Source organism: Flavicella sp. (assembly GCF_037132785.1).
Lineage (GTDB): Bacteria > Bacteroidota > Bacteroidia > Flavobacteriales > Flavobacteriaceae > Flavicella.
The window spans coordinates 17,315-33,484 of sequence record NZ_JBAHZZ010000181.1; the positions used below are offsets into that span (position 1 = coordinate 17,315).

Annotated in this window: 17 protein-coding genes, 5 tRNA genes and 1 pseudogene; all 23 read right to left on the reverse strand. The window is 33.3% G+C overall.

Annotation, left to right across the window (positions count from 1 at the left end):
* Positions 1–58: 58 nt before the first annotated feature.
* Complete coding sequence (gene rpoB / locus V5787_RS11415; protein ID WP_336893340.1) at positions 59–3,874, reverse strand: DNA-directed RNA polymerase subunit beta; 3,816 nt, start codon at positions 3,872–3,874, stop codon at positions 59–61.
* 125 nt (positions 3,875–3,999) lie between these two features.
* Positions 4,000–4,374, reverse strand: a complete 375-nt coding sequence (gene rplL, locus V5787_RS11420; RefSeq protein WP_336893341.1) for a 50S ribosomal protein L7/L12 — start codon at positions 4,372–4,374, stop codon at positions 4,000–4,002.
* 51 nt (positions 4,375–4,425) lie between these two features.
* Positions 4,426–4,941, reverse strand: coding sequence for a 50S ribosomal protein L10 (gene rplJ / locus V5787_RS11425; RefSeq protein WP_336893342.1), 516 nt, complete (start codon positions 4,939–4,941; stop codon positions 4,426–4,428).
* Positions 4,942–4,962: 21 nt separating this feature from the next.
* Positions 4,963–5,652 carry a 50S ribosomal protein L1 gene (gene rplA / locus V5787_RS11430; RefSeq protein WP_336893343.1) on the reverse strand — a complete coding sequence of 230 codons (690 nt, stop codon included), beginning with the start codon at positions 5,650–5,652 and terminating at the stop codon, positions 4,963–4,965.
* A gap of 10 nt (positions 5,653–5,662) precedes the next feature.
* Positions 5,663–6,100, reverse strand: coding sequence for a 50S ribosomal protein L11 (gene rplK / locus V5787_RS11435; RefSeq protein WP_336893344.1), 438 nt, complete (start codon positions 6,098–6,100; stop codon positions 5,663–5,665).
* 65 nt (positions 6,101–6,165) lie between these two features.
* On the reverse strand, positions 6,166–6,717 hold the full coding sequence (gene nusG, locus V5787_RS11440) for a transcription termination/antitermination protein NusG (protein WP_336893345.1): 552 nt from the start codon (positions 6,715–6,717) through the stop codon (positions 6,166–6,168).
* A 5-nt stretch (positions 6,718–6,722) separates the two neighbouring features.
* Complete coding sequence (gene secE / locus V5787_RS11445; protein ID WP_336893346.1) at positions 6,723–6,914, reverse strand: preprotein translocase subunit SecE; 192 nt, start codon at positions 6,912–6,914, stop codon at positions 6,723–6,725.
* Positions 6,915–6,933: 19 nt separating this feature from the next.
* Positions 6,934–7,006 (reverse strand) — tRNA-Trp (locus V5787_RS11450).
* Positions 7,007–7,060: 54 nt separating this feature from the next.
* On the reverse strand, positions 7,061–8,245 hold the full coding sequence (tuf, locus tag V5787_RS11455) for an elongation factor Tu (protein WP_336893347.1): 1,185 nt from the start codon (positions 8,243–8,245) through the stop codon (positions 7,061–7,063).
* A 62-nt stretch (positions 8,246–8,307) separates the two neighbouring features.
* Positions 8,308–8,379: transfer RNA gene (locus tag V5787_RS11460), tRNA-Thr, on the reverse strand.
* A 12-nt stretch (positions 8,380–8,391) separates the two neighbouring features.
* Positions 8,392–8,464: transfer RNA gene (locus tag V5787_RS11465), tRNA-Gly, on the reverse strand.
* 50 nt (positions 8,465–8,514) lie between these two features.
* Positions 8,515–8,595, reverse strand: a tRNA-Tyr gene (locus V5787_RS11470).
* An 86-nt stretch (positions 8,596–8,681) separates the two neighbouring features.
* Positions 8,682–8,755: transfer RNA gene (locus V5787_RS11475), tRNA-Thr, on the reverse strand.
* A gap of 99 nt (positions 8,756–8,854) precedes the next feature.
* On the reverse strand, positions 8,855–9,160 hold the full coding sequence (gene raiA, locus V5787_RS11480; RefSeq protein ID WP_336893348.1) for a ribosome-associated translation inhibitor RaiA: 306 nt from the start codon (positions 9,158–9,160) through the stop codon (positions 8,855–8,857).
* A 6-nt stretch (positions 9,161–9,166) separates the two neighbouring features.
* Positions 9,167–10,045 (reverse strand): tyrosine-type recombinase/integrase, encoded by an 879-nt coding sequence (locus V5787_RS11485; protein WP_336893349.1) that lies wholly within the window; start codon positions 10,043–10,045, stop codon positions 9,167–9,169.
* Positions 10,046–10,139: 94 nt separating this feature from the next.
* Positions 10,140–10,337 (reverse strand): 30S ribosomal protein S21, encoded by a 198-nt coding sequence (gene rpsU, locus V5787_RS11490; protein ID WP_336893350.1) that lies wholly within the window; start codon positions 10,335–10,337, stop codon positions 10,140–10,142.
* 124 nt (positions 10,338–10,461) lie between these two features.
* Positions 10,462–11,604 (reverse strand): acyl-CoA dehydrogenase family protein, encoded by a 1,143-nt coding sequence (locus tag V5787_RS11495; RefSeq protein ID WP_336893351.1) that lies wholly within the window; start codon positions 11,602–11,604, stop codon positions 10,462–10,464.
* A 217-nt stretch (positions 11,605–11,821) separates the two neighbouring features.
* Complete coding sequence (locus tag V5787_RS11500; RefSeq protein WP_336893352.1) at positions 11,822–12,679, reverse strand: helix-hairpin-helix domain-containing protein; 858 nt, start codon at positions 12,677–12,679, stop codon at positions 11,822–11,824.
* A gap of 6 nt (positions 12,680–12,685) precedes the next feature.
* Positions 12,686–14,284 (reverse strand): alanine/glycine:cation symporter family protein, encoded by a 1,599-nt coding sequence (locus tag V5787_RS11505; RefSeq protein WP_336893353.1) that lies wholly within the window; start codon positions 14,282–14,284, stop codon positions 12,686–12,688.
* Positions 14,285–14,495: 211 nt separating this feature from the next.
* Positions 14,496–14,630, reverse strand: a complete 135-nt coding sequence (locus V5787_RS11510; RefSeq protein ID WP_336893354.1) for a hypothetical protein — start codon at positions 14,628–14,630, stop codon at positions 14,496–14,498.
* Between the two features lie 4 nt (positions 14,631–14,634).
* Positions 14,635–15,282: a potassium channel family protein gene (locus V5787_RS11515; RefSeq protein WP_336893355.1), complete on the reverse strand. Its 648-nt coding sequence runs from the start codon at positions 15,280–15,282 to the stop codon at positions 14,635–14,637.
* 15 nt (positions 15,283–15,297) lie between these two features.
* Positions 15,298–15,525: a PspC domain-containing protein gene (locus V5787_RS11520; protein ID WP_336893356.1), complete on the reverse strand. Its 228-nt coding sequence runs from the start codon at positions 15,523–15,525 to the stop codon at positions 15,298–15,300.
* 488 nt (positions 15,526–16,013) lie between these two features.
* A pseudogene (locus tag V5787_RS11525) lies at positions 16,014–16,170 on the reverse strand (IS30 family transposase); the annotation flags it as partial.

Here is a 16,170-nt window from a genome sequence, read left to right on the forward strand (position 1 = left end):
TCCTGTTCTGACTTTATATAATGGCTAATAAGAATTTCTGCTTATAGCCCTCATATATTTAGTCTTCTAACCTAACGTCCAATCCTAAACCTTTCAGTTCATGCATTAATACATTAAATGATTCAGGTAAACCTGGCTCAGGCATTTGCTCTCCTTTTACGATTGCTTCGTAAGTTTTTGCTCTACCCAATACATCATCAGATTTAACTGTTAAGATTTCTCTTAAGATACTAGAAGCACCATATGCCTCTAATGCCCAAACTTCCATCTCTCCAAAACGCTGACCTCCAAATTGGGCTTTACCTCCAAGTGGTTGTTGCGTAATCAATGAGTAAGGTCCGATAGAACGAGTATGCATCTTATCTTCAATCATATGACCTAATTTAATCATATAAATGATACCAACAGTTGCTGGTTGATCGAAACGCATTCCAGTTCCTCCATCATACAAATATGTATGTCCAAATCTAGGTACACCTGCCTCGTCAGTCAATTCATTAATCTGATCTAATGAAGCTCCATCAAAAATTGGAGTTGCATAAGTTTGACCAAGTTTTTGACCTGCCCAACCTAATACTGTTTCATAAATCTGACCAATATTCATACGAGATGGCACTCCTAATGGGTTCAATACAATATCTACAGGTGTTCCGTCTTCCAAGAACGGCATGTCCTCAGCTCTTACGATACGAGCAACAATACCTTTATTTCCATGACGTCCCGCCATTTTGTCCCCTACTTTCAATTTACGTTTCTTTGCAACATAAATTTTAGCTAGTTTTAAAATTCCTGCAGGCAACTCATCTCCTACACTAATTGTAAACTTATTACGACGCAATGATCCTTGTAGATCACTGACTTTAATTTTATAATTGTGAATTAATTCACTAATCATCTCATTTAAAGCGACATCTGTAGTCCAAGAACCTTTTGTTAAATGCGTATAATCATTTACAGAGTTTAACATCTTAAGTGTATACTTCTTTCCTTTAGGAAATACATCTTCACCTAAGTCATTCTGTACACCTTGAGAAGTTTTCCCAGTTACAAGATTGAATAATTTCTCTATTAATGAATCTTTTAACGATTCAAACTTCACAGTGAAATCATTTTCTAATTTAGCAATATCTTCTTTATCTCGAGTTCTCTTAGATTTATCTTTTACAGCTCTCTGAAATAATTTTTTATCAATTACTACACCTCTTAGTGATGGAGAAGCCTTTAATGAAGCATCTTTTACATCACCAGCTTTGTCACCAAAAATCGCTCGTAATAATTTTTCTTCTGGTGTTGGATCAGATTCACCTTTTGGAGTAATTTTACCTATTAAGATATCTCCAGGATTCACTTCCGCACCGATACGAATCATACCATTCTCATCTAAATCTTTTGTAGACTCTTCAGAAACGTTAGGAATATCATTCGTCAATTCTTCATTACCTAATTTTGTATCTCTAACATCTAAAGAGTACTCATCAATATGAATAGAAGTAAATATATCTTCTCTTACAACTTTTTCAGAAATTACAATCGCATCCTCAAAGTTATATCCTTTCCAAGGCATAAAGGCAACTTTCATATTTCTACCTAAGGCTAATTCACCTTTTTGAGTTGCATATCCTTCACAAAGGACTTGACCCTCTTCAACTCTATCTCCTTTTTTAACAATAGGTTTCAAGTTGATATTTGTTCCCTGGTTTGTTTTTCTAAACTTGATTAAATCATAAGATTTTTCATCAGAGTCAAAACTCACCATTCTTTCATCATCCGTTCTATCGTATTTAATGGTGATCTTATTAGAATCCACATATTTGATAACACCTGCTCCTTCTGAATTGATCAAGATTCTAGAATCTTTAGCAACTCTACGTTCTAAACCTGTTCCAACAATAGGAGCCTCAGGACGTAATAATGGAACTGCTTGACGCATCATGTTTGATCCCATTAATGCTCTATTGGCATCATCATGTTCTAAGAAAGGAATCAGTGATGCTGAAATAGATGAAATCTGGTTTGGAGACACATCCATATAACTTAATTCTTTAGGAGATACAACTGGAAAATCAGCCTCTTCTCTAGAAATAATTTTATCAGCAATAAACCTACCATCATCATCCAATTCTAAATTAGATTGAGCAAATTTATGTCCTTCTTCTTCCTCAGCACTTAAATAGATTGGATCATCTTTTGTATTAACAACACCATCAGTAACTTTTCTATACGCTGTTTCAATAAAGCCAAGGTGATTCACTTTTGCATACACTGCCAAAGATGAAATCAAACCAATATTTGGTCCCTCTGGAGTTTCAATTGGACATAAACGACCGTAATGTGTATAGTGAACATCACGAACCTCAAATCCAGCTCTTTCTCTTGAAAGTCCACCAGGTCCTAAGGCAGATAATCTACGCTTATGAGTAATTTCAGCTAATGGATTTGTTTGATCCATAAATTGAGATAACTGATTTGTTCCAAAGAATGAATTAATAACAGAAGACAAAGTCTTCGCATTAATCAAATCAATAGGAGTAAACACCTCATTGTCACGAACATTCATTCTTTCACGAATTGTACGAGCCATTCTTGATAATCCAACTCCAAATTGGCTAGCTAATTGCTCACCTACGGTTCTTACACGACGGTTAGATAAGTGATCAATATCATCAACTTCTGCTTTAGAGTTGATCAATTCAATCAAATACTTTACTATCGTAATAATATCATTCTTAGTTAAAACTTTAGCGTCTAAAGACTCATTAAGCTGTAACTTTTTATTCATTCTATAACGTCCTACTTCTCCTAAATTATAACGTTGTTCTGAGAAGAACAATTTATCAATAATTCCACGAGCCGTTTCCTCATCTGGCGGTTCAGCATTACGAAGTTGACGGTAAATATGTTCAACAGCTTCTTTTTCAGAATTTGTTGGATCTTTTTGAAGAGTATTGTGAATAATAGCATAATCTGCCATTTCATTATCCTCTTTGTGTAATAAAACAGTTTTAGCACCAGACTCGATGATTTCTTCAATATGCATTTTTTCAAGTACAATATCTCTATCTAAAACAATTTCATTTCTTTCAATTGAAACTACCTCTCCAGTATCTTCATCAACGAAATCTTCGTGCCATGATTTTAATACACGAGCTGCTAACTTGCGCCCTAATATTTTCTTCAAACCACTTTTCGAAACTTTCACCTCTTCAGCAAGGTCAAAAATTTCTAAAATATCTTTATCTCTTTCAAATCCGATTGCACGGAATAAAGTAGTAACGGGTAATTTTTTCTTTCTATCAATATAAGCATACATTACTTGATTGATATCTGTTGCAAATTCTATCCAAGATCCTTTAAAAGGAATCACTCTTGCAGAGTATAATTTGGTGCCATTTGCATGAAATGATTGCCCAAAGAAAACACCAGGTGAACGGTGTAACTGAGATACAACAACACGTTCAGCTCCATTGATCACAAAAGTACCTGAATCTGTCATATAAGGAATAGTTCCTAAATAAACATCTTGTACAATTGTTTCAAAATCCTCATGTTCAGGATCTGTACAATATAATTTTAAACGTGCTTTTAGAGGTACACTATGTGTCAAGCCTCTTTCGATACATTCTTGTATAGAGTATCTAGGTGGATCTACAAAGTAGTCTAGAAATTCCAATACAAAATTATTTCTTGTATCTGTGATTGGGAAATTATCCATGAAAGTTTTGTATAAACCTTCATCACTTCGCGAATCTGCTTTTGTTTTTAACTGGAAAAAATCTTGAAAAGATTTGATTTGAATATCCAAGAAATCGGGATAGTCTGTTGTTAATTTTGCCGATGCAAAGCTTATTCTTCCATTACTATTTTTCGTTGCCAAAGGAGAAAAAATTTTAGTTAAAATTATGTATTAAATAAAGAATAAATATAAATGCAAAAAATGGTTTAGGTCAAAAGGAGTTTTCCTTCAGACCTAAACCGTAATGTAATTATTGTGTAAAAAGCTTATTTAAGCTCTACTTCAGCTCCAGCATCTTCTAAAGATTTTACAAGTGCTTCCGCCTCATCTTTAGACACTCCTTCTTTGATTGGTGCTGGTGCACTATCAACGATACCTTTAGCTTCTTTCAATCCTAAACCAGTTAATTCTTTAACTAATTTTACAACTGCTAATTTAGAAGACCCTGCTGCTTTTAAGATTACATCAAATTCAGTTTGCTCTTCTACTGCTTCTGTTCCTCCTGCTGCTGGTCCTGCTACTGCCACTGCTGCTGCAGCTGGCTCAATACCATACTCATCTTTTAATATTGTAGCTAATTCGTTTACTTGTTTAACTGTTAAGTTAACTAATTGCTCTGCGAAATCTTTTAATTCTGCCATTTTGTGATTTTTTAAGGTAATGTAATATAATAATTTATTTGTGCGCTTATTCTATCTCTCTGATAAGGTCTTAACGATACCTGAAAGTGTCTGACCTCCTGATTGTAATGCTGAAATAACATTTTGAGCAGGTGATTGTAACAATCCAATAATATCTCCAAGTAACTCTTCTTTAGATTTGATGTTTACAAGATTATCTAATTGATCATCTCCTAAGTAAACAGATTCTTCGATATAAGCACCTTTTAATACTGGTTTGTCAGACTTTTTTCTAAATTCTTTAATTATCTTAGCAGGAGCATTTCCTGTTTCTGATAAAAAAATAGATGAATTCCCTTTTAATGATGAAGGTAACTCTCCAAACTCTTTTGTAGACTTATCCATTGCTTTTGCAAGCAATGTATTTTTAACTACAGCCAATTTTACGTCAGCTTTAAAACATGCTCTTCTTAAATTAGAAGTAGCTTCTGCATTTAAACCTGAAATATCTGCAACATAGATTACACTGTTATCACTTAATTGGGCAGTTAAAGCATCTATTACTTGCGATTTTTCTTCTCTTGTCATAATTTACGATTTAACTTCCTATTAATTTGATTTGATGTCTAAAGCTAAACTAGCACTCATTGTACTAGACATGTACGTACTTTTAATATACGTTCCTTTAGCAGCCACAGGTTTCATTTTAATAAGTGTCTGAATTAATTCATTTGCATTCTCTGCAATTTTCTCAGCATCAAAAGATACTTTACCTATTGCTGCGTGTACGATTCCAGTTTTATCAACTCTAAAGTCAATTTTACCAGCTTTCACCTCAGTAACAGCTTTAGCTACATCCATAGTAACTGTACCTGTCTTTGGATTAGGCATTAAACCTCTAGGCCCTAATACTCGTCCTAATGGTCCTAATTTACCCATAACGCTTGGCATCGTGATAATTACATCAACATCAGTCCAACCTCCTTTTATTTTTTGTAAATATTCATCAAGTCCTACATAATCAGCACCAGCCTCTTTTGCTTCTGCTTCTTTATCTGGAGTAACCAATGCTAATACTTTTACATCTTTACCTGTACCGTGTGGTAAAGTAACTACACCACGAACCATTTGATTCGCTTTTCTAGGATCAACCCCTAAACGTACTGCTAAATCTACAGACGCATCAAAGTTTACATTTGAAATCTCTTTTACTAGCACAGATGCCTCTTCTACAGAATACACTTTAGAATTGTCGATCTTAGCTTGAGCTTCTTTTTGCTTTTTTGTTAATTTTGCCATTTCTTAAAGTTTATTGTGGAGCATCTCCTTTCATAGTAATTCCCATAGAACGAGCAGTTCCAGCAATCATCCTCATTGCAGACTCAATTGTAAATGCATTTAAATCTACCATTTTATCCTCAGCAATTGCTTTTGCTTGATCCCAAGTAATACTTGCTACCTTGTTACGGTTTGGTTCTCCTGAACCTTTCTTTATTTTTGCTGCTTCTAAAATTTGAACAGCTGCTGGAGGAGTTTTGATAACGAAATCAAAAGATTTATCTTTGTATACTGTAATTGAAACAGGTAAGATTTTTCCTTGTTTTTCTTGAGTTCTAGCATTAAACTGCTTACAGAACTCCATAATATTAACTCCGGCAGCACCTAAAGCAGGACCTACTGGTGGAGACGGGTTCGCCGCTCCTCCACGTACTTGTAATTTTACTACTTTACTTACTTCTTTTGCCATTTTCTAATTATTTATTTACATATAGTGGAAGCCATCTGTAACACATAATATTATTATTTTTGCAACTATGATATTTTATCTACTTGCATATAACTAAGCTCTAACGGTGTTTTTCTTCCAAAAATTTTAACCATTACCTCAAGCTTTCTTTTATCTTCATTTACGTTTTCAATAACCCCATCAAAACCATTAAAAGGTCCATCAACGACTTTTATAGTTTCACCCACTGAAAAAGGAATTGCTACATTTTCGTTTTGAACAGCAAGTTCATCTACTTTACCAAGCATTCTATTGATTTCACTTTTTCTCAATGGCACAGGATCACCTCCTTTTGTTTCCCCTAAAAAACCAATAACTCCAGTTACAGATTTTATTACGTGAGGTACTTCTCCACTTAAGTTTGCTTCTACCATTATGTAACCTGGAAAATAAACTCTTTCTTTATTTATTTTCTTACCATTACGAATTTGAATTACTTTTTCAGTAGGCACTAAAACTTGCTCTACAAAATCAGACAACCCTAATCTAGAAATTTCAGTTTCTATATAAGACTTAACTTTATTTTCTTGTCCTCCAATAGCTCTAACTACGTACCACTTTTTTACAAAATCAGCCATTCGTTCTAATTAAACATGTTAAAAAACCTATCCAAACCGTTTTGAAATACTGAATCAACTGCAAAAACTGCCAATGCAAATATTATAGTAAATATCGCAACTACAACAGTCGATTTTTGAGCTTCAGCTTTTGGTAACCAAGTCATATTGGTATTCAACTCTTCAAATGATTCTTTGATATAATTTATAACACTCATTCTATTATTTTTTTAATTGCACGGGCGGGGAGACTCGAACTCACGACACCTGGTTTTGGAGACCAGTGCTCTACCAACTGAGCTACGCCCGTAAAAAACGGAGTGTTCTACAAAATAAAACACTCCGATTATAATTTATTTGTATTCTACAAGATTTCAGTTACCTGACCTGCACCTACAGTTCTACCACCCTCACGGATTGCAAAACGTAAACCAACATTCATTGCAATTGACTGGTGTAATTCAACAGTAATTGTCAAGTTATCTCCAGGCATTACCATTTCAACTCCATCAGGCAAACTAATAGTTCCTGTTACATCAGTTGTACGTACGTAAAACTGCGGACGGTAGTTGTTATGGAATGGAGTATGACGTCCACCTTCTTCTTTTTTCAAAACATAAACTTCAGCTTTGAATTTACCATGTGGAGTTACAGAACCTGGCTTACAGATTACCATTCCTCTTTTGATATCTTCTTTAGCAATACCTCTTAATAAGATACCTGCATTATCTCCAGCCTCTCCTCTATCTAAGATTTGACGGAACATTTCAATACCAGTAATCGTAGAAGTCAATTTCTCAGCTCCCATTCCAATGATATCAACAGTATCTCCAGTATTAGCAATTCCAGTTTCGATACGCCCAGTTGCAACTGTACCACGACCTGTAATAGAGAATACATCCTCAATAGGCATTAAGAAATCTTTCTCTATTTCTCTTAATGGCTCTTCTATCCAAGAATCAACTGCTTCCATTAAATCTAAAATAGACTGAGTCCATTTTGGGTCATCATTTAATCCACCTAATGCAGATCCAGCAATTACTGGTCCATTATCACCATCATAATCATAGAAAGAAAGTAATTCTCTTACTTCCATTTCAACTAATTCTAATAATTCTTCATCATCAACTAAATCAACCTTGTTCATAAAAACAACAATTCTAGGAATACCAACTTGTTTCCCTAATAAAATATGTTCTCTAGTTTGAGGCATTGGTCCATCTGTTGCAGCAACAACCAAAATTGCACCGTCCATTTGAGCAGCACCAGTAACCATATTCTTTACGTAATCCGCGTGACCTGGACAGTCAACGTGAGCATAATGGCGATTAGCAGTAGCATACTCTACGTGAGAAGTATTAATTGTAATCCCTCTTTCTTTTTCTTCTGGTGCATTATCGATTTGATCAAAATCCTTCACCTCACAATAACCAGCTTTTGCCAATACCGTAGTAATTGCAGCAGTTAATGTAGTTTTACCGTGATCTACGTGCCCAATTGTACCAATGTTTAAATGTGGTTTCGAGCGGTCAAAAGTTCCTTTAGCCATGATTATTAATTTTAATTCTTAATTTATATACTTATTTTATTATACACTTATTTTTTTCTTTGAGCCAATGACGGGAATTGAACCCGTGACCTCTTCCTTACCAAGGAAACGCTCTACCTCTGAGCTACACCGGCAATTTGATTTAGAGCGAAAGACCGGGTTCGAACCGGCGACATTCAGCTTGGAAGGCTGACGCTCTACCAACTGAGCTACTTTCGCATTCTTATAATCAAATTTCCCTTTTTAGTATTTCTACTAAAAAACATTTGTGGTGAGAGAAGGATTCGAACCTTCGAAGCTTGCGCAGCAGATTTACAGTCTGCCCTCGTTGGCCACTTGAGTATCTCACCAATATCCAAAGAACAAAGCTTTCAGATCTCTCAATCTAAAAACTAAATCTGTCTTTTTGTTTAAAGCAAGATAAACTTACTTTTTGAGCCGATGGAGGGACTCGAACCCACGACCTGCTGATTACAAATCAGCTGCTCTAGCCAGCTGAGCTACATCGGCATTGCTGCACAAAAAAACAGCCCATTATTTCTAACGGACTGCAAATGTATAAAGTTTTTTTCACCACAACAAACTTTTAGTGGTAATTTTTACTTTTTTTTAATGCTGTAACTCCCTTTCTTTTTCTTTTGATTTTTTCAATTGACGCTTCATCGCATCTACTGTAGCAGAAGCTCCCTCTTCAAAAGACTTTGTTTCTTTTTTTACAATTAACTCATTACCAGGAATATTCACTTTAACCTCAGTGATTTTATTCTCTTTTTCACTCGTTTTTTGAACTTTTAAAAAAACCTCGACGTTAATAATTTTATCGTGATACTTCTCAAGACTCAACACCTTCTTTTCAACGAAATCGACTAATTTTTTATCTGCATTAAAATTTACAGATTGTACGAATACCTTCATGTAATATTATTTTTCACTCCTAGGGTGAGCTTGGTTATACACTTCCTTTAAATAATCTAAACTAGTATGAGTATAGATCTGAGTGGAGGCTAAACTAGAGTGCCCTAGCAACTCCTTAACCGAATTCAAATCTGCCCCCTCGTTTAACAAATGTGTCGCAAATGAATGACGAATCACATGGGGGCTTTTCTTTACCTTTGTAGATTCTTTACTAAAATAGAGTTTTATTACTCTATAAACAAGCGTTCCGTATAATTTATTTCCCTTATTAGAGACCATTAAATATCCATTACAACCGAATTCTATTTCCTTTAACAGAAGATACTTTTGTAAGGTCTTTTTAACCGACTGAAGCAAGGGAATAATTCTCTCTTTATTTCGTTTTCCTAACACCTTTATAGTCGCATTATTAATATTGATAGAACTGTGATTTAAATTAATCAATTCTTCCCTTCTCATGCCTGTCGAATACAACAACTCCACCAACAACTTATCTCTAACCGAAGCAAAATCTTCTCCATCAATCCCTTCTATCACAGAAACAATTTCTTTTTCAGAAAAAGGAACCTGAATGCGCTTGGCTACCTTTAATGCTTTATGCCCCGCCAAAGGATTGATCTTTATCTCTTCTATTCTTTGCAAGAATTTATAAAAACTATTTAAGGAACTAATTTTTCTGTTTACTGTTCTATTGGACAAACCTGAAGAAACTAAACTTACAATCCATGATCTTATTTCTCCATAGCTCGATTCAGAAATAACAGCTTGATCAAACTCGACTATACTAAAACCTAAAAACGAATCTATATCTTTTTTATAAGCCTCTATAGTATGAGATGAGTATTTCTTCTCATAAGAGATATAATCAATAAATTTATCTATCATAAAGCTTATTTCATAAAAATTTAAACAAATTTAAAACAAAAAAAACCTGTTTCAATATTTGAAACAGGTTTTATATTTTGAATACTCAAAAAAATTAACTCAACTCTTCGTTTGTTCTTAATCTTTGGATGTATTTCGCTTTAATCTTTTGCTTACGATTAATAACAGACGGTTTATTGAACTGTTGACGCTCACGTAATTGACGCATAGTCTTCGTGCGATCGAATTTTCTCTTAAAACGTTTTAACGCTCTATCGATATTTTCTCCTTCTTTAATAGGTATAATTAACATTGTATATCACCTCCTTTCATCGTACTCTCTTTAAATATTTAATACTGAAATGAAATTCATTCCAACTTATGTATCTTATTTCAGACTGCAAAAATACAACTTATTTCGAATTTACAATCTTTTTTTATTCTTTTAATATCTTTCTTGATATCACAATTTTTTGAATCTCAGTAGTTCCTTCGCCAATTGTACATAGTTTTGAATCTCTATAAAACTTCTCAACAGGAAAAACCTTTGTATATCCATAACCACCATGAATCTGAACAGCCTCATTAGCAACTTTTACACAGGTTTCAGAAGCATACATTTTTGCCATTGCTCCTATTTTTGTCATTGGTCTATTTGCGTTTTTTAAGAAAGCTGCCTTATGAATTAACAATTCAGATGCTTCAATTTCAGTAGCCATATCTGCCAATTTAAAAGAAATTCCCTGAAATTCAGAAATCGCTTTTCCAAACTGCACACGTTCCTTTGAATATTTTAAAGCCGCCTCATAGGCTCCCTTTGCAATACCTAACGACAAGGCTCCAATTGAAATCCTACCTCCATCTAATACTTTCATCGATTGAATAAAGCCTTCTCCTACTTTTCCTAAAACATTTTCTTTAGGAACCCTACAGTTATCAAAAATCAACTCTGCTGTTTCGGAAGCTCTCATTCCTAATTTATTCTCTTTCTTACCTGATGAAAAACCTGGCGTTCCTTTTTCTATCACAAAAGCAGTCACCCCATGAGAATCACCCTTCTCACCAGTTCTTACAATAACAACAGCCACGTCTCCACTAATTGCATGAGTAATAAAATTCTTTGCGCCGTTTAATACAAAAAAATCACCGTCTTTAATAGCTGTAGTACTCATATTTCCAGCATCAGAACCTGTATTGTGTTCTGTCAATCCCCAAGCACCAATCCACTCTCCAGACGCTAATTTTGGTAACCATTTTTTCTTTTGAGCTTTATTGCCAAATTCTAATATATGCCCCGTACATAAAGAATTATGTGCTGCAACAGACAAACCTATAGAACCATCAACTTTAGATATCTCTTCTAGTATACTAACATACTCGTGATAGCCTAAACCAGCCCCCCCATATTCTTCAGGAACTAAAACCCCCATAAATCCCATTTCACCAATCTTACGAAAGAGATCAACTGGGAAAAATTGACTTTCATCCCTCTCCATTACATGAGGTTTGATGTATTGTTGTGCAAAATCTTTTACCGACTCTGCAATCATTTTTTGTGTTTCTGTATACTCGAAATTCATGAAGTATATATTGTTTAATCTTTCATTTAACTAATAACACCTAATAAACATCAAAATGATTGATTAAATTAGTTTCTATTTCCTTTATATTTCAATATAAAATAGAACCGTAACCTAAGCTATGATAATATTTTTTATTTTATCTAAAGAAAAAAATAATTCAAATTTATTATCAACCAATCTAAAATTCATTCGGTATAAATAAAATTTGGTCTATTTATTCCGCATGCAAATATAATGCTATTCTATCGTATTTATCAATTGAAAAACCTTCAATTTTTTTAATTTCTTCTATCTTTTCTATTTGCATGACTGAATCTTTGTACTGAAAAATTAATTTTGTCGCTTCATAATTTAGATATACAATTGATAAAACCTCCTTAAAACTAGCCGTATTTATATTAATTTTCTCCAAAACCGGTGGTTTCACAATCTTATATTTAAATTTTAAATTTTCCAATGCTTGTCCTTGCAAACCATATACTTCATCTAATTGACTTATAAAGCTAAACCCATGAAGCCTATTACGATATTTTATGATTCGAGCAGACAATTTTTCTCCAATTCCATATATCTCTTTTAACTGACTTTCTGTTGCTTTGTTTATGTCATATTTAATTGAAATTTCAGTTTTTTTTGTTATATTTTTTTTTCTAATTATCTTCTCAACCTTCTTTAGAGGAAACTTAAAAAAGGGGGTCAATTTATTCAACAAACTATCTGACACTTGGGTTACCTTCTGAAACTCTTCTTTAGAGTTTACCCATTTATTTTCACCTCTATACAAAAGCAATCTATCAATTTCTGAGACTGACAATCCAAGTGCATATCCTTTTTCATCCGTAATATAGTTTGGATTGAATTTATAAATATGCTCAAATTTATTTTTAACCAATTTTAAAGAATCTATTTGATCTCTAAGTTCCGTTAACTCACTATCATAAATGATCTGAGAATTAGAATTCTTAGATATGAACACATATAACAATTGTAGCAACACAAGAATCAGCAAAAAACAAAAAACCCCATTTCTTTGTTTTTTATTATACAAGAAATGGGGTTTTAATTTTTTCATTTTTATTTATCTTTTAATCGCTATAAGGTATCTTTTGATTTCTATTTTTACTTTAGGTGCTAAAATCAACAATCCTATTACATTTGGAAATACCATCGCAAAAATCATGGCATCTGAAAATTCAATTACAGAATTTAAACTTGAAGAAGCTCCAACCACAACAAAAAACAAAAATAAACCTTTATAGATTAAATCAGCTACTCTCCCTTTTCCAAATAAAAATTTCCAGCCTTGAATTCCATAATACGACCAAGACAACATCGTAGAGAAGGCGAATAAAATCACAGCAATAGTAAGTATAATAGAGAAATTAGGAATTGCAGAATCAAATGCCAATGAAGTCAGATCAACACCACCAACTTTTTCACCTGTACTATTTAAGATCACTTTAGTCCCATCAATATTTCCATAGGTAAATAAATTGCTTTTAATATTCGTGATCACAATCACCAAGGCAGTCATCGTACAAATAATAACCGTATCTACAAAAGGTCCGATTGAGGCTACAATCCCTTCACTAGCAGGAAAACGAGTCTTTACTGCTGCGTGAGCAATAGAGGCTGAACCCACTCCTGCTTCATTAGAAAATGCGGCTCTTCTAAACCCTTGAATAACCACTCCAATAACACCACCAACAACAGCCTGACTCCCAAATGCTCCAGACCAAATTTGACTAAAACCTTCTGGAATAATATTAAAATTCATACAAACAATCACTAAGGAAGCTCCTACATATAAAATTCCCATAAATGGAACAATTTTTTCTGTTACCTGACCAATTCTTTTAATTCCTCCAATGATTACAACTCCAACCAAAACTGCCATTACAACTCCAAACCAAAATCCATTATCAACATCAAACAAAACTTTTAATTGACTTGCTGCTTGATTTGATTGAAACATATTACCACCTCCAAAAGACCCACCTATAACAAAAACGGCATACGTTACTGCAAGTACCTTTCCTAACATTTCACAATTTTTTTCCTTCAATCCTTTTTTTAGATAATACATTGGACCACCGTAAATTTTCCCGTCTTCTCCTACTTCTCTATATTTCACGCCTAAAGTAGCCTCTACTAATTTTGTTGACATTCCTAAAAACCCAGCCAATATCATCCAAAGAGTAGCACCTGGCCCTCCTATTGCTATCGCAACAGCAACACCTGCAATATTTCCCAAACCTACTGTTGCAGACAAAGCGGCTGTTAAAGCTTGAAAGTGAGTAACCTCACCTATAACACCTTCTGCTTGTGGGCTTTCAAACACATCACCACCAGGAGTAGGATCCCCATCTACTTCTTCTACCGTATGATGGTCCACATCGTCGTACTTTCCTTTAGCTGCATTAATTGCAACTCCCAACAAACGAACATTCGCAAATTTAAAGTAAAAGGTAAAAAACAAAGCTCCGAGTAAAAGAATAATCAGTACTATCGGCATGTCGACCCCTCCTAAGTTAATTGGATAAAAGACTATAGCCCCTATCCAATCAGCGAAAGGTTTAAATTTTGATTCGATTTTTTCATCCAAAGACATTTCTTGTGTAAAGCCTAATAAAGGACATAATATCAGGACAAGACTCACTAGTAAACTTCTATTCATAAGTATTCTATTAATTTTACACATTATAAGCACTTCTTTTGTTTTCTTAAACATCAATCTTACAGCTATAAAAACAAAAAAAAATATTAAAATAAATTCTTGATTTTCATTATTTAATTCAGCTTTCCCGATATTATTAAATTCGACTTAGGGTCTAAAGTCAAATCAGAAGAAGGATTTATTATATATCCCTCTCCTGTAATAAATCCAATTACACAGCAACCAGTAGCTCTCTAGTTAAATCTAGTTCTTTAATCAATTTTCGCAAATATTTCTTTAGTAAATCCTCTACAGAGATCTCCTCTAAATTGGCATAACTTTCATCATCTAAGGATATTCCGTTCACAAATTCAACTAAATCTGATGTTAACTACTAAAGACGCCATATGAGCTCTACCCAATTTATCAGGCATAATCACATTATCAGCTCCTGCTATTTTTAATTTCTTTATAGACGGCTCATTAGTTGCTTTACTTACTATATTTAATTTAGAGTTTAACTGTCTTGCGGAAAGCACTACATACAAATTATCAGCATCCGTGGCATCTCCTTCTATAAAAATAAATCCTTGCTCCTCTATTTCTTTTAATAACTCAAAGGTTATTTCAATAACGACACAAGATTTGATGAAATTATTCAATTTTGCTACAGTTTGCCAACCATTTCTTCCAAATTCACAAACAATGGTATGTCCCTCAAATTTATTTATTTTTTTAAGTATATTTTTTTTTTGTTCTACCACCAAGTTACCATTCAATAGAAATTCAGAGACCACAGCTACTAAATAACCGTAAAGACTAATACTTATAAGAATTAAAAACACAGTAAACAACTTGGCTTCGTAGCTTAGAGGATTCACTTCGCTAAAACCAACAGTTATAATTGTCATATACAAACCATCAATAAAAGAAAAATCAAACAAAGACGTATAACCCAACACTCCTAATAAAATTACTCCTAAAAAAAGGATTTCGACTTTGTAAATTCTAAATGACAAATGATGTTTTTTTAATTATAAATCGAATACGGAGGTTCTTTTGGTATATAACATATCCTTCAATTTTAACATAAAAGCCAAAATTAAATACAAACCAAAAGAAGCACCAAAAGTAACAAAGGAAAGATATATAAACAACAGTCGGATGTTTTTTACACCTATCCCAAATCGTTCGGAGAAACGAGAAGAAACATCAAACCCATGTCTTTCAAAATAATAACGAATTTGATGAATCAATTCCATAATCTACTTATTCAAATTTAGTGCAAGATAATAAAAGCAATGCAATTTTTCAATCTAATAGAGCCTTTCTATTTAATTTACAAAAAAAAAGTTTTACTTCTGGGTAAAAACACACTTTATCACAAGCAAAAAAAAAAGCCACATAATAACTACAAATATCTCTATTGAGACACTGTAACACAATAATTTAACTCTACTATTCATCAAGTGATTTAAAAATATTTTTGCACAAATAGAAGATTATTTCAAGATTTAATAGACATTCTTCTTACTAAAATAATTGCAGTAATTTAGAGGCTAAAAACCTTGAAACATATGATTGGGTTTACTAAATATAAAGAAGTTTAAAAAAAACTATTGAATTACCACATAGAATCCCTTCATAGGATACTGCAAATAGACAGTTTTCATCAATTAACAATACTAAGATTGAAGTGTGTTTTCTCAAATACATGAATTCAAACAGAATACGCTCCCTTTGCTTGGATTCAAGGTTGTAACGCAACAATTTTAAGTTCAATATCCATCATTTCTTTTGGTGTTTTATATCCAAGTATCTTTCTAGGTCTATTATTTAGTTTTTCTTGAATAATTTGGAGTTGTTTTAGGTCAATTTCGTTAAAATTAGTTCCCTTTGGCAAGTAT

What these genes read in the sequence shown, in the direction of transcription:
- rplL (WP_336893341.1), bottom strand. Translation starts at nt 4,374, where the DNA reads ATGGCAGAATTAAAAGATTTCGCAGAGCAATTAGTTAACTTAACAGTT.
- rplJ (WP_336893342.1), bottom strand. Translation starts at nt 4,941, where the DNA reads ATGACAAGAGAAGAAAAATCGCAAGTAATAGATGCTTTAACTGCCCAA.
- rplA (WP_336893343.1), bottom strand. Translation starts at nt 5,652, where the DNA reads ATGGCAAAATTAACAAAAAAGCAAAAAGAAGCTCAAGCTAAGATCGAC.
- rplK (WP_336893344.1), bottom strand. Translation starts at nt 6,100, where the DNA reads ATGGCAAAAGAAGTAAGTAAAGTAGTAAAATTACAAGTACGTGGAGGA.
- nusG (WP_336893345.1), bottom strand. Translation starts at nt 6,717, where the DNA reads ATGGCTGATTTTGTAAAAAAGTGGTACGTAGTTAGAGCTATTGGAGGA.
- secE (WP_336893346.1), bottom strand. Translation starts at nt 6,914, where the DNA reads ATGAGTGTTATAAATTATATCAAAGAATCATTTGAAGAGTTGAATACC.
- tuf (WP_336893347.1), bottom strand. Translation starts at nt 8,245, where the DNA reads ATGGCTAAAGGAACTTTTGACCGCTCGAAACCACATTTAAACATTGGT.
- raiA (WP_336893348.1), bottom strand. Translation starts at nt 9,160, where the DNA reads ATGAAGGTATTCGTACAATCTGTAAATTTTAATGCAGATAAAAAATTA.
- V5787_RS11485 (WP_336893349.1), bottom strand. Translation starts at nt 10,045, where the DNA reads ATGATAGATAAATTTATTGATTATATCTCTTATGAGAAGAAATACTCA.
- rpsU (WP_336893350.1), bottom strand. Translation starts at nt 10,337, where the DNA reads ATGTTAATTATACCTATTAAAGAAGGAGAAAATATCGATAGAGCGTTA.
- V5787_RS11495 (WP_336893351.1), bottom strand. Translation starts at nt 11,604, where the DNA reads ATGAATTTCGAGTATACAGAAACACAAAAAATGATTGCAGAGTCGGTA.
- V5787_RS11500 (WP_336893352.1), bottom strand. Translation starts at nt 12,679, where the DNA reads ATGAAAAAATTAAAACCCCATTTCTTGTATAATAAAAAACAAAGAAAT.
- V5787_RS11505 (WP_336893353.1), bottom strand. Translation starts at nt 14,284, where the DNA reads ATGAATAGAAGTTTACTAGTGAGTCTTGTCCTGATATTATGTCCTTTA.
- V5787_RS11520 (WP_336893356.1), bottom strand. Translation starts at nt 15,525, where the DNA reads ATGGAATTGATTCATCAAATTCGTTATTATTTTGAAAGACATGGGTTT.